This window comes from Rheinheimera sp. ATLC3 (assembly GCF_059429535.1).
In genome coordinates, this window is sequence record NZ_CM182103.1 from 1,457,074 (window position 1) to 1,470,055 (window position 12,982).

Annotated in this window: 12 protein-coding genes; 4 read left to right on the plus strand and 8 right to left on the minus strand. The window is 49.9% G+C overall.

Annotated elements, in window-relative coordinates; all coding sequences use genetic code 11:
• Window positions 1-107 precede the first annotated feature (107 nt).
• A complete protein-coding gene (gene xseA / locus AC5SV9_RS06880) occupies window positions 108-1,448 on the plus strand; it encodes an exodeoxyribonuclease VII large subunit (protein WP_475147436.1) in 1,341 nt (446 codons plus the stop codon).
• 79 nt (window positions 1,449-1,527) lie between these two features.
• Window positions 1,528-1,842 (plus strand): hypothetical protein, encoded by a 315-nt coding sequence (locus AC5SV9_RS06885; RefSeq protein ID WP_475147438.1) that lies wholly within the window; start codon window positions 1,528-1,530, stop codon window positions 1,840-1,842.
• A gap of 82 nt (window positions 1,843-1,924) precedes the next feature.
• Here the strand turns inward: AC5SV9_RS06885 and AC5SV9_RS06890 are convergent, their stop codons facing one another.
• Together AC5SV9_RS06890 and AC5SV9_RS06895 are read right to left on the minus strand one after the other, a co-directional pair.
• The gene (locus AC5SV9_RS06890; protein ID WP_475147439.1) at window positions 1,925-2,368 is read right to left on the minus strand and encodes a hypothetical protein; all 444 of its coding nucleotides are present in this window, start codon (window positions 2,366-2,368) and stop codon (window positions 1,925-1,927) included.
• 264 nt (window positions 2,369-2,632) lie between these two features.
• The gene (locus tag AC5SV9_RS06895; RefSeq protein ID WP_475147440.1) at window positions 2,633-3,058 is read right to left on the minus strand and encodes a GFA family protein; all 426 of its coding nucleotides are present in this window, start codon (window positions 3,056-3,058) and stop codon (window positions 2,633-2,635) included.
• A gap of 198 nt (window positions 3,059-3,256) precedes the next feature.
• Here AC5SV9_RS06895 and AC5SV9_RS06900 point away from each other — a divergent pair, with 198 nt between their 5' ends.
• The gene (locus AC5SV9_RS06900; protein ID WP_475147443.1) at window positions 3,257-3,826 is read left to right on the plus strand and encodes a gamma-glutamylcyclotransferase; all 570 of its coding nucleotides are present in this window, start codon (window positions 3,257-3,259) and stop codon (window positions 3,824-3,826) included.
• 161 nt (window positions 3,827-3,987) lie between these two features.
• Window positions 3,988-4,776 carry a ferredoxin--NADP reductase gene (locus AC5SV9_RS06905; RefSeq protein ID WP_475147445.1) on the plus strand — a complete coding sequence of 263 codons (789 nt, stop codon included), beginning with the start codon at window positions 3,988-3,990 and terminating at the stop codon, window positions 4,774-4,776.
• Window positions 4,777-4,847: 71 nt separating this feature from the next.
• Here the strand turns inward: AC5SV9_RS06905 and AC5SV9_RS06910 are convergent, their stop codons facing one another.
• From AC5SV9_RS06910 to ispG, 6 genes are all read right to left on the minus strand, one after another.
• Window positions 4,848-7,103 (minus strand): Orn/Lys/Arg family decarboxylase, encoded by a 2,256-nt coding sequence (locus tag AC5SV9_RS06910; RefSeq protein WP_475147447.1) that lies wholly within the window; start codon window positions 7,101-7,103, stop codon window positions 4,848-4,850.
• 10 nt (window positions 7,104-7,113) lie between these two features.
• Complete coding sequence (gene der / locus AC5SV9_RS06915; protein ID WP_134057656.1) at window positions 7,114-8,592, minus strand: ribosome biogenesis GTPase Der; 1,479 nt, start codon at window positions 8,590-8,592, stop codon at window positions 7,114-7,116.
• Between the two features lie 72 nt (window positions 8,593-8,664).
• On the minus strand, window positions 8,665-9,846 hold the full coding sequence (gene bamB, locus AC5SV9_RS06920) for an outer membrane protein assembly factor BamB (RefSeq protein WP_475147450.1): 1,182 nt from the start codon (window positions 9,844-9,846) through the stop codon (window positions 8,665-8,667).
• 10 nt (window positions 9,847-9,856) lie between these two features.
• Entirely contained in the window at window positions 9,857-10,492 is a 636-nt protein-coding gene (locus AC5SV9_RS06925; protein ID WP_475147452.1) for a YfgM family protein, read from the minus strand.
• A gap of 30 nt (window positions 10,493-10,522) precedes the next feature.
• Entirely contained in the window at window positions 10,523-11,797 is a 1,275-nt protein-coding gene (hisS, locus tag AC5SV9_RS06930; protein WP_475147454.1) for a histidine--tRNA ligase, read from the minus strand.
• A gap of 81 nt (window positions 11,798-11,878) precedes the next feature.
• A complete protein-coding gene (gene ispG / locus AC5SV9_RS06935; RefSeq protein WP_475147456.1) occupies window positions 11,879-12,982 on the minus strand; it encodes a flavodoxin-dependent (E)-4-hydroxy-3-methylbut-2-enyl-diphosphate synthase in 1,104 nt (367 codons plus the stop codon).

Below are 12,982 nucleotides of genomic sequence, written 5' to 3' on the forward strand. Positions count from 1 at the left end.
GGAATGTTGCGGCGCAATTTTAACGGTTTTGCACGCGTATCACAAAGCTTTTTTTGTTTTATGTTACGCTAGGCACAAAAGTAGCAGCAGCCAAAACTATACAACTTATGCAAAACCCTGATATTTACACCGTATCGCGTTTAAACAGTGAAGTGCGTTTAACCCTTGAACTACAGTTTAAAACGCTGTGGTTGCAAGGCGAAATATCTAACTTTGTTGCTGCAGCCAGTGGCCACTGGTACTTCTCATTAAAAGACAGCGCTGCCCAGGTAAAATGCGCCATGTTTAAAATGGCTAACCGTAACAGTACCTTTCGGCCACAAAATGGCCAGCAGGTGCTTATTCGCGCCCGTATCAGCGTGTACGAGCCGCGCGGTGAATATCAGTTACTGGCCGAATTTATCGAAAGTGCTGGTGCTGGCCTGCTAAAACAACAATTTGAGCAGTTAAAAGCCAAATTACAGGCAGAAGGCTTGTTTGATCCGGCGGGTAAAAAGCCGCTGCCTGCTCAGGTAAAGCGCGTTGGTGTGATAACGTCACCCACCGGCGCCGCTGTGCGCGATATTGTTACCGTATTAAAGCGCCGCGCACCGGGTATAGAAGTGATAATTTACCCCAGCCAGGTGCAGGGTGACAGCGCAGCTGCCCAGCTTAGGAATATGCTTAGCACAGCGATACGCCGCAATGAAGTTGATGTGCTGATTATTGGCCGAGGCGGCGGTTCGCTGGAAGACTTATGGTGCTTTAACGATGAACAGCTATGCCGTGCTGTAGCAGCCTGCCCCATTCCGATTGTCAGCGCCGTAGGTCATGAAATCGATTTTGCACTAACCGACTTTGTTGCCGATGTGCGCGCACCAACCCCCTCTGCTGCAGCGGAATTAGTGTCACCCGATCAGTCGCATTTACTGGAGCGTATCAGCCGCCTGCGCAGCGCACTTATTCAGGCGCAGCGTGCCCGTATGCAGCAGGTAGCACCAAAGCTTATAAATCTGAGTCAGCGTTTACTGGCCCTGCACCCGAAACGCCGTTTAGAGCAGCAACAGCAACGGCTTGATGAGCTGCAACTACGCTTAACCGCCAGCATCAAACGCAACGTATTAAGCGCGCAGCAGCAACAGCAGTATCTGGACAAAAGCCTACGCCAGCTCTCCCCTGGCAAGGTGCTTACCCAACAAAAGCAATATATTAGCCAGTTGGAGCAACGGCTGAAACAAGCGCAGCAACAGCAGTTAAAGCAACATAAACAACGCTTAGCTCAATTAGGTAGCCAGCTAAACACTGTAAGCCCGCTGGCCACTCTGGCACGTGGTTACAGTATTACTTTTGATGAGAAACAACAGGTGGTAACCGATAGCAGCCAGTTAAAAACCGGAGATAACGTAGTAGTTAAACTTGCTTCAGGCAGCTTTGATGCTGAAGTAACAAAGCTGAACGGTGCAGAGTAAGCACATCTCTATGTTTACATCTTGTAAAAATTAATGGAAAAACTTATTGTAGCGGCCTTAAATGCAATAGGAATGCAAAATGCCTTTAATACCTCGCAGCTGCCTTCTGGTTTTAGGTTTTACTGCTGTAACTTTTCTCAATGGTTGTACCGTGTTAGGTATCGTCGCTGACAACGCCATTTTTGACCATAAAGAGCGCCACCGGCCGTTAATGGAGCAGAATCAGATACAGGATAAAGATCTGCTGTTCGGTCAACTCGGGCTTGAAGCCGATATCGCTATCGTGAAAAAAGCCGTTGAAGTGATCACAGGCGAGCCAGAACAGCCAAAAATACGCTGCAAAATGAGCAGCGGCATCCGCTTTTGTTATGAAGAAGGTGCGGAAGGCTATTAACCGTAGCTGCGCCAGCACCTAAAAATTGAATAGCGACAGTGTGTTCATCTTCCGAGCTCTATACGTTGCTGCTTTTCATACCTTACTTCCAGTACTCAATAATTCTCGACACTTTATCGGCGCGAAATTCGAACACTGTTAGGTGATGAGATGTCACGCCGGCGTGAACCTCCTGCCGTTCAACCGCAACGGCGTTTAGCCCGACAATCATAGTGACAATTTTATAGCGCGCGTCAGTGCGGCTATACTTACCGTCTTTAATGTGCGCGGCGTAGTTTTTGTATAGATGCTGACGGCTATAGGTGCCGCCGTAAACTTCATGGATATATTCAAAGTCTTCGGTATAGCGGGCAAATAACTTATTCAAATCCGCTATCGTAGAATTTTGCAGTAGCACCTTATTTTGCAGCTCATTAACTTCAACCAGCAACTGTTTTAGCTGCGCTGGCGACAGATCTGCACTTTCATTTGCCCACCCCAGAGCAGGAGCAACAAACAACCAGCATAGCACTAAGTATTTTTTCATTCTGTTTATTCCTGTTAATAAGGTAGATAAGTTCTTGCTGGGACACAGTGTTATGCAACAGGTGAACGCTGCAATAAAAACCTGCCTGATTAGAAGGCAAGTTTTTAGCAAACAACGGGCAATTGGTACAAGTGGGTGGAGATGCGTGATAAGTGTTATTCGCACCTGAGCAGGCTGATTACGATGTACTTATTCTATTGGCTTAAAGCCAGTAAAAAGGCCTGAGATAGCAGCAGCCGACCAGCACTTTATAAGCCCTGACTGCTAAAACTTTGTTGGCAACCCGGAGAACTCCGGGCTTTGGGCAATAGCCTCTACCCAACGACAGCGGTCTTCACAGAAAATACGGTCATCCGGCATAACAGGTAAATCACCGTTCAGGCTTCCTGCCGGTATAACCAAAAATTTACCAGCCCGGTTTACATAAGGCACTGCCGAGCCGCATATACGGCAGAACTGCTTAGCCCAGCTTTTTGCCACAGGTAACTCAAAGCGCTGGATAACGTCCTGACCACTGTGCCAGCGAATAGAATCAGGCGCGGCGAAAAGATTCGCGGCATGCGCTGAACCGGTAGCATGGCGGCATCTGGAACAATAGCAGATATGAAACGATGAAATATCACCATTCACTTCATATGAAACGGCGCCGCATAAACATTGACCCGTTGCTGCTGTTAGTTTCTGTACCATAATTCTGCCTCGCTGGTTTTTGGCTGCTAGCTTTGTGAAAAGATCTGAAATTAACCCGCCCTTCACAGCAATGTATACGGCGTGACATTGCAACTGCTTTTGGGGTAGCTATCAAACTTTTTAGCTTAAGCCAGCAACTTTGTTAGTTTTTATCAGTATATTAGACTGTGCACATTGTAAGTACAGATAACCATCCTAATGTCGCACAACACTATTACCTTGAATAAACAGCGCCAACCGCTGGATCACTTAGAATCTGTCTGGTTATTTGGTTATGGCTCACTGATTTATAAGACCGATTTTCCGTTTTTACAAAGCAAACCCGCCTGCATTTATGGCTGGCAGCGCCGGTTCTGGCAAGGCTCGCATGATCATCGTGGAACGCCTGACGCACCAGGGCGGGTGCTCACGCTGGTTGAAGCACCCGCTGCGCGCTGTGTTGGCATGGCCTACGAAGTGACACCCGATACCTTTGAGCATTTGGACCATCGTGAGAAAAACGGTTACCTGCGTGTATTTACGCCCCTGCATTGGCTGCATGAAGACGGTGAAACAGAAGGCGTGGTGTATTTGGCAGGTGCAGATAACGACGCGTATCTGGGCCCTGCCAGCGATCATGACATTGCCGCCCATATTGCCAGAAGCCATGGCCCAAGCGGGCCGAATAGTGAATATGTACTGAAGCTGGCGCAGGCACTACGTGACATGAGCGAACATGACGAGCATGTGTTTGCTATCGAAAAGCAGTTATTAGCGCTGTTGTCATGACCAAACTGTACGCTGCGTTGCAGCACCAAGTATGAAACAAATGAATAATTGCAGTTCAGCTGCAATTATTGTCAGTAGACCGCACAGATAGGTAATGATAACTATTATCAGTTGACTTGCTGTGGCATAATCGCGCTCAGGCCCATTCAGTAAGGACTGTCATGCGTAATATTGTTAGTGCCACTGTCACCGCTGTTCACCACTGGAATGACACCCTCTTTAGCTTTAAAACAACGCGGGAGCCGTCGTTTCGCTTTGAAAGCGGCCAGTTTGTCATGATTGGGCTGGAAGTTGATGGCCGCCCACTGATGCGAGCCTACAGCATCGCCAGCCCCCACTACGATGAAGAGCTTGAGTTCTTCAGCATTAAAGTGCCTGACGGCGCGCTAACATCCAGACTGCAGAATATCAACGTTGGCGATTCAATTATGCTGACAGTAAGGCCGGCCGGCACCCTGGTACCCGGTTACCTTATCCCTGGTAAACATTTGTATTTATTAAGCACCGGCACCGGGCTTGCGCCCTTTATGAGCATTATTCGTGATCCTTTCATTTACGACAGTTTCGACAAAATTATTCTGGTACATGGTACGCGCTGGCGCTCAGAACTGGCTTATCAGCATGAAATTGAACAGGTGTTACCGGATAACCCTTACTTTGGCGAAGAAGTCCGCGCAAAGCTGATCTATTACCCGACAGTAACAAGAGAAGACTATATAAGAAACGGCGTGCCGCATCAGGGGCGAATTACCGATTTGCTCGACAGCGGCAAGCTATTGCAAGATATCGGTATGCCTGCACTTAACCCAGAGCATGACAGATTTATGCTATGCGGCAACGACGCCATGCTACAACAACTGATGGATATGCTCGACCAGCGCGGCTTTGTAAAAGCCAATTCACGCACTATGGGCCACTATGTGATAGAACAGGCCTTTATCGAAAAATAGACAGCTAAAAAAACCGGGCTGGCATTACACCAACCCGGTTTCTGTTTAACTAAAACGCTATAACGTCAGCGTTACTCTTTTACCACATCAATAAAGTACTTCACTTCGCCGTCTACCAGTTCACGCACTAAGCCGTGCACGTCGGTTTCAAAACCCGGGAAGGCGCTGTTAAAGGCACGGGTAAACTGCAGATAGTTGATGATGGTCTTATTGAAACGCTCGCCCGGCACCATCAAGGGTATACCCGGTGGGTACGGTGTCACCAGCATAGCCGTAACGCGACCTTCGATTTCATCAATCGATACCCGCTCAATCTCGCGGTGTGCCATCTTAGCCCAGGCATCGGCGGGTGTCATCGCTGTTTCAATATTCGACAGGTACATTTCAGTAGTCACTTTCGCCACATCATACTTGCGGTAGATATTGTGTATTTGCTGACACAGATCGCGCAGGCCGACTTTTTCATAACGCGGGTGCTTAGCAGCAAACTCTGGCATGACCCGCCATATTGGCTGGTTCTGGTCATAGTCATCTTTAAACTGCTGCAACTCAGTTACCATTGAGTTCCAGCGGCCTTTGGTAATACCAATGGTAAACATGATAAAGAATGAGTACAGGCCGGTTTTCTCAATAATAATGCCGTGCTCAGCCAGATATTTACTGACAATAGCCGCTGGCATACCGTGGTCATCAAACTGCCCGTGCAGGTTTAAGCCCGGCGTGATGATAGTGGCCTTTATCGGATCCAGAATGTTAAAGCCCGACTCTATTGCACCGAAACCGTGCCAGGTATCAGTTGCATGCAGTGTCCAGTTATCGCGGGTACCCAGTCCTTCTTCCGGTAACTCATCCGGGCCCCACACTTTGAACCACCAATCGTCATCACCGTATTCGGCATCAACTTTGCGCATCGCACGGCGAAATTCTATCGCTTCCAGCAGACTTTCTTCTACCAGCGCTGTACCGCCCGGTGGCTCCATCATCGCTGCAGCTACGTCACAGCTGGCAATAATGGCGTATTGCGGGCTGGTCGAGCTGTGCATCAGATAAGATTCATTAAAGCGATGCGTGTCGAGGCTACGTTTTTCGGCGTTTTGCACCAGAATTTGTGATGCCTGCGACAACCCCGCCAGCAGCTTGTGAGTAGATTGGGTGGCAAACACCACCGTCTCTTCTGAGCGGGGCCGATCCTTACCGATAGCATGCATATTTTTATAAAAATCGTGGAAGCTGGCATGCGGTAACCAGGCTTCGTCAAAATGCAGTGTATCAATAGTTGAGCCAAGCTCTTGTTTAATTTCTTCAACGTTATACAAAATGCCGTCGTAGGTACTTTGCGTAATGGTTAAAATACGCGGCTTTTTGTTTTTGGCATTACGGGCAAAGGGGTTAGCTTCAATCTTTTTCGCAATCGCTTGCGGTGAAAACTCACTTTTCGGGATCGGGCCGATAATGCCGTAATGGTTGCGCGTTGGCATTAAGAACACCGGCACTGCGCCGGTCATAATGATCGAATGCAGTATCGATTTATGGCAGTTACGGTCCACCACCACGATATCGCCCGGCGCGACCACCGAGTGCCACACCATCTTGTTAGAGGTTGAGGTACCGTTGGTAACAAAGAACAAATGGTCGCAGCTGAAAATCCGCGCCGCATTTTGTTCGCTTTGTGCCACCGGGCCGGTGTGATCCAGTAATTGGCCCAATTCATCTACCGCGTTACACACATCAGCACGCAGCATGTTTTCACCAAAGAACTGGTGGAACATTTGCCCTACCGGGCTTTTTAAAAACGCAACTCCACCCGAGTGCCCCGGGCAGTGCCATGAATAAGAGCCGTCGGAGGCATAATCCATCAGGGCGTTAAAAAACGGCGGCGCTAATGCATCCAGGTATTTTTTCGCTTCACGGATAATATGTTTTGCAACAAACTCCGGCGTATCTTCAAACATATGGATAAAGCCGTGCAGCTCACGCAGTACATCATTAGGTACATGACGCGTGGTGCGGGTTTCACCATACAGGAAGATAGGAATATCGGCATTGCGTTTGCGCACTTCTTTGACAAAGGTGCGCAGTTCCATCAGGGCCTTTTCTACTTCTTCCGGCGTGCCGGTACCAAACTCTTCATCGTCAATCGACAAAATAAAACAGGATGCGCGGCTGGCCTGCTGTGCAAAGGCGCTTAAATCGACATAACTGGTATAACCCACAACTTCAAAGCCGTGGCTGCTGATAGCTTCAGCCAAATCACGGATGCCCGACCCGGAGATATTCTCTGAGCGGAAGTCTTCGTCGATAACAATAACCGGGAAACGAAAATTCATGCCTGTATCCTTATTGATCCAGTTTCTTACGCGCTTTCATCAAGCGCTCGCGCTTGTACTTCTGTAGCGGTGTTTCGGTGTTCTTTTTCGTGGGTGCAAACGGGTTCTCGCCCTCGCGGAATTCGACCCGGATAGGTGTCCCCATCATTTGCAATGCTTTACGGAAATAGTTCATCAGGTAGCGCTTGTACGAGTCAGGCAGATCATCCACCTGATTACCATGAATAACGATAAGCGGCGGGTTATACCCACCAGCATGGGCGTACTTCAGTTTCACCCGGCGGCCATGCACCAATGGCGGCTGGTGATCTTCCTGTGCCATTTTCATAATGCGGGTCAAAAGCGCTGTACTGTGACGCTTAGTAGCACTGTCAAAGGCTTCTTCTACCGATTCAAACAGGTTACCGACGCCAGAGCCATGCAATGCAGAAATAAAGTGCAGCCGGGCAAAATCGATAAAACCTAAGCGGCGATCCAACTCGCGTTTAACTTCATCTTTAATGCTATCGTTTAAGCCATCCCATTTATTCACTGCAATAACCAGTGACCGGCCAGCGTTCAGCACGAAGCCCAGAATACTTAAATCCTGATCAGAAATACCTAACCGTGCATCCAGCACCAGAATGACCACATTGGCATCTTCAATCGCCTGCAGCGTTTTGATAACCGAGAACTTCTCAACCATGTCATCAATTTTGCCGCGCCGGCGCACACCGGCAGTGTCAATTAAGGTGTAATCGCGCTCGTTACGCTGCATTGGAATATACACAGAGTCGCGCGTGGTACCGGGCATATCAAACACCACGACCCGCTCTTCACCCAGAATACGGTTGGTGAGCGTTGACTTACCCACATTGGGCCGGCCAACAATGGCCAGTTTAATATGTTCGTTACGCAGGCGCTCAGCTTCAGCCTCTGCCTGTTCGTCAGTCAGCGTCTCCAGCGCCGGGCCTTCTTCTTCGCTCGCGTCGGCAGCTAATGCCTGTTGCTGCTCTTCTGTCAGCAGCGGCACCAAGGCCCGGTTCAGCAGAGCAGAAACGCCACGGCCATGTGCCGCCGCAATAGGGTATACATCGCCAAGGCCCAGGCTGTAAAAATCTGCCACAGCGGTGTCGGCGTCCAGACCGTCTGTTTTATTCGCCACAACAAAGACTTTCTTTTCCACTTTACGGATGTGTGCGGCAATGGCTTCATCGCCTACGGTCGCACCAACCCGGGCGTCGACCATAAACAGCACTACATCTGCTTCGTCGATAGCTTTTAGTGACTGCTCGGCCATTTCAACTTCAATGCCCTGTTCATTACCATCAATACCACCGGTATCGACCACAATGAACTCGAGGCCTTCAAAATTAACCGAACCGTATTTGCGGTCGCGGGTCAGTCCGGGAAAGTCCGCCACCAGTGCATCACGGGTGCGGGTTAAGCGGTTAAACAGCGTCGATTTTCCGACATTGGCTCGCCCTACAAGGGCAACGACAGGCAACATTATGTGAACCTCAAAAATAACAAAACAGGCCCGGTACAGGCCTGTTTAAAAACGTTAACCACTAAACCCGGTTTACGGTGTTTGTAATAAGACTAGCTCACCATTACGGCTTTGTACCAATAGATAGGTACCATCGCTCACCGCATCGGTGTAAAAACCTGAACTGTCCATGCTCTGACGTGCGACAAAATCACCTGTTTCACGGTTAAGCCAATGCAGGTTGCCGGCTTTATCGCCAATTACCAGGTAATCTTTGTATACAGCAGGGCCAGTCAGACTATGCTTATTCAGCCCAAACTGAGACCACTTTTCTGTACCGCTGCGGCTATCAATAGCGTATATCCGCCCTTCGCTGTCGACCAGATACAACGTCTCGCCGTCCATTGCCATATTGTGAAAGCTGGCATAGTCGCGCTTCCACAACTGGCGGCCTGTGCGCAGCTCCATTGCAACCAAAGCGCCATTATAAGCGATGCTGTAAACAGTGCCGCCGCGAACTATTGGTTTGGCATCGACATCTGCCAGACGTGATAAGTCAGTCGTGCCGGTCGGAACCCCTACGGCTTCTTCCCACGCCTGGTAACCACGTTCTGCAATTAATACACCCAGCTGACCACTGCCTGAGCCGTAAATCACGCCACCGCCTTCAATAACCGGCTCGCTGGTACCACGTAATGTTAGCACTGGCTGTTCGTTTTCAAACTGCCAGCGCTCCTCGCCGGTATCCGGGTGCAAAGCAATCAAGGTGCCGGCACCGGTAGCAACAACTACTAAGCCATCACCTACAGCAGGCCTGACCAGCACTTCACCCTTTACTTCAGTGCGCCATACCAGTTCGCCGTCTGTCGTTAGGGCAACAACGTCACCATTTTCGGTGCCAAAATACAGTTTATCGTAGCCAAAACTCAGGCCGCCTGAAATACGGGCATTGTCACCTGACCAGACATCACTAATGCCTTGCCAGAATGAGCTTCCGGCGGGTTTACGTAAATCAAACTGCCATTTACGTTTACCACTTTGCAAATCAAAAGCCGCCACCAAGCCTTCACGACTGGCAGCATAAACGGTGTCTTTGACAATAATTGGCGATAAGCTGGACTCGTAATGTTCAACGCCCGAGCCAACGCTTTTTTCCCACACCACATCCGGATCAATAATGTTATTCACCGGAGGTAATACAAGTTTCTCTTTACTGGAACAGCCTGCCAGCACCAGAGCCGCCAGCAGTATTGCCTGTTTAACCTGTAATTTCACGCTTACCTCTTTACACTGCAGTGACGTGTGCCAGTTCATCCAGCTTGATTTGTAACAGCTGGCTATTCTGACCAGCCTTGGTCAGCGCTTGCTGATAGGCAGCTTTAGCTTCTGCCGGTTTTTCTGCCTGCAGCAGAATATCGCCTTTCAGTTCAGCCTGAGCTGAAGCAAAGCTTTCCGGTACGGCAGTACCAAGTGTTGCCAGTGCCTCATCCAGTTTACCCTGCTCACGCTGCACCCGCGCCAGACGTAATTGCGTTACAGCCAGCACGGCCGGCTCTTTGGCGTGACTCAGCACCCAGCTTAACTGCTCTGCCGCTTTATCATATTGTTGCAGTGTTACTGCATCTTTTGCGGCCAGTAATGCCGCCAGCACCGCATAATTATCGCCTTTAGAGCTGTCGATAAAGCCCTGTGCCTGTGCTAACCAGTCTTCACTGGCCGCTGACGCATCACGCTGTTCAACCAATTGACTGAACTTGGTAGAAGCTTGCTCAGCCGCATCGCGTTGCTCAGCCTGATAAAAGCGGAAACCGTATAACGCTGCCAGCCCCAGCACCACGCCACCGAGAATAGCCTTGCCATATTGTTGCCAAAAGCGCTTTATCGCTTCTACCTGTTGTTCTTCACTGCTGTAAATTTCCACTGCGTTACTCCGTTCTACGTCAAAGGCCGGTTATGCTGTCACGGCCAGCGCTTTTGCCAGTTCAGTTATTAAAATAGTTTGTTGCGGTTTATCTTCACGCAACCATTTCACGGTGACCTCATTACGGCTTAGCTCATCTTCGCCGAGGATCAAGCCAATGGCTGCGCCCGATTTATCTGCCCGCTTAATTTGTTTCTTTAAATTTCCGCCGCCACAATGCACCATAACACGCGTGCCCGGCAAGTCTGACCGCAGCCTTTCGGCAACAGAAAGTGCGGCAAGTTCCGCTTGCTCACCCAACGCCATCAGATAGATATCAGCCGCAGACGGCAATTGTGGTAACAGCTCCAGTGTTTGCAGCAGCAATACCAACCGTTCCAACCCCAGAGCAAAACCAACTGCCGGTGTCGCTTTACCACCAAGCTGTTCAACCAGACCATCGTAGCGGCCCCCGGCACAGACAGTGCCCTGAGCGCCAAGTTCAGTAGTGACCCACTCAAATACGGTTTTATTGTAATAATCTAAACCACGCACCAGACGAGGGTTAACGCTGAACTCAATACCGGCCAGCATTAATAACTGCTTAAGACGGGCAAAATGCGCTGCAGAGTCTTCATCCAGGTAATCAGCCAGCTGAGGTGCTGCGGCGAGTACCTCTGCCAGCGCCGGGTTTTTACTGTCCAGCACCCGAAGTGGATTCGTGTACATCCGCCGTAAGCTGTCTTCATCCAGCACTGCCTTGTGCTGTTCAAGATAAGCAACCAATGCATCACGGTAAGCCGCCCGGGCTTCACTTGAACCCAGAGAGTTAATTTCCAGCTTCACGTAAGGTGTTAAGCCAAGCTGCTGCCACAAACGTGCGCTTAGCATAATCACTTCAGCATCGATATCAGCCGATCCGATACCAAACGCCTCCAGACCAAACTGATGAAACTGCCGGTAGCGGCCCTTTTGCGGGCGCTCATGGCGGAACATAGGGCCGGTATACCACAGCCGTTGTTCCTGATTATATAACAAGCCGTGTTCATTGCCGGCACGCACGCAGCACGCTGTGCCTTCCGGGCGCAACGTCAGGCTGTCGCCATTGCGGTCAGCAAAGGTATACATTTCTTTTTCTACAATATCAGTCACTTCACCAATCGAGCGCTTAAACAGCTCAGTCATTTCCACAATCGGGAAACGGATCTCGCTGTAGCCGTAGCTGGCTACTGTGCGGCGTAGTATCTGCTCAACGTATTGCCATGCCGGCGTGTCCTGCGGCAAACAGTCGTTCATGCCGCGAATGGCCTGGATTTGCTTCGACAAAATTACATTTCCATCGGTTTAATTAAAAAACTGCGGCGATTATAGGCGCAACGCCACCAAACACCAAGTATGTTACCGGGCTTAATCCAGCTGACGCACGGCTATTTTCTGCTGCAAATACTCACGCACTTGCTGTTCCAGCTGTTCAGCAACAGCCTCGTTGTCAAGCCGCAGCTTCTGCCGTTGGCCGTTAATATAAAAACCACTCTTTTTACTTGCACCGGCAACGCCAAGATCTGATACCAGCGCTTCGCCCGGGCCATTTACCACACAACCAATCACAGACACTGTCAGCGGTTCAGTAATATCCTCCAGCCGCTCTTCCAGCTGATTCATTGTTTTGATGACATCGAACTCTTGCCTTGAACAGCTCGGGCAGGCAATAAAGTTGATACCACGTGAGCGGATCCGTAACGATTTAAGGATATCAAAAGCAACTTTTACTTCTTCTACCGGATCTGCTGCCAGCGAAATACGCAACGTGTCGCCAATACCCTCTGACAACAACATACCCAGGCCAATAGCAGATTTTACAGCACCGGCACGTGCGCCACCGGCTTCGGTAATCCCCAGGTGCAGCGGCTGTTTAATTTGTTGAGCCAGCAAACGATAAGCTCCGACAGCCAGAAACACATCAGAGGCTTTAACGCTGACTTTGAACTGGTCAAAGTTCAGCCTGTCCAGAATATCCACATGCCGCATTGCCGACTCAACCAGTGCCTCTGGCGTAGGCTCGCCGTATTTCTCCTGAATATCAGCTTCCAGCGAGCCACCATTTACTCCGATACGGATCGGAATGTTGTGATCGCGTGCGCAGTCAACCACCGCACGGATGCGATCTTCCCGGCCGATATTACCCGGGTTTATACGCAGGCAATCCACGCCGTACTCAGCCACTTTCAGCGCGATGCGGTAATCGAAATGAATATCTGCCACCAACGGAATTGGAGACTGCTGCTTTATCAGTTTAAACGCTTCTGCCGCTTCCATCGTTGGCACAGACACGCGCACCAGATCAGCCCCGGCTTTGGCAATTGCCTGAATTTGTGCAACTGTCGCTGCCACATCAGTGGTACGGGTATTTGTCATAGACTGCACCGCTATAGGTGCATCACCACCAATCAGTACGTTTCCGACACGGATCTGCGTACTTTGACGGCGCTTAATAGGGTTCTCTGCAAACAT

Excerpts from the sequence above, each read along its gene's own strand:
- AC5SV9_RS06900 (WP_475147443.1), top strand. The coding sequence starts at position 3,257 with ATGTCGCACAACACTATTACCTTGAATAAACAGCGCCAACCGCTGGAT.
- AC5SV9_RS06895 (WP_475147440.1), bottom strand. The coding sequence starts at position 3,058 with ATGGTACAGAAACTAACAGCAGCAACGGGTCAATGTTTATGCGGCGCC.
- AC5SV9_RS06910 (WP_475147447.1), bottom strand. The coding sequence starts at position 7,103 with ATGAATTTTCGTTTCCCGGTTATTGTTATCGACGAAGACTTCCGCTCA.
- der (WP_134057656.1), bottom strand. The coding sequence starts at position 8,592 with ATGTTGCCTGTCGTTGCCCTTGTAGGGCGAGCCAATGTCGGAAAATCG.
- AC5SV9_RS06890 (WP_475147439.1), bottom strand. The coding sequence starts at position 2,368 with ATGAAAAAATACTTAGTGCTATGCTGGTTGTTTGTTGCTCCTGCTCTG.
- xseA (WP_475147436.1), top strand. The coding sequence starts at position 108 with ATGCAAAACCCTGATATTTACACCGTATCGCGTTTAAACAGTGAAGTG.
- AC5SV9_RS06885 (WP_475147438.1), top strand. The coding sequence starts at position 1,528 with ATGCCTTTAATACCTCGCAGCTGCCTTCTGGTTTTAGGTTTTACTGCT.
- ispG (WP_475147456.1), bottom strand. The coding sequence starts at position 12,982 with ATGTTTGCAGAGAACCCTATTAAGCGCCGTCAAAGTACGCAGATCCGT.
- AC5SV9_RS06905 (WP_475147445.1), top strand. The coding sequence starts at position 3,988 with ATGCGTAATATTGTTAGTGCCACTGTCACCGCTGTTCACCACTGGAAT.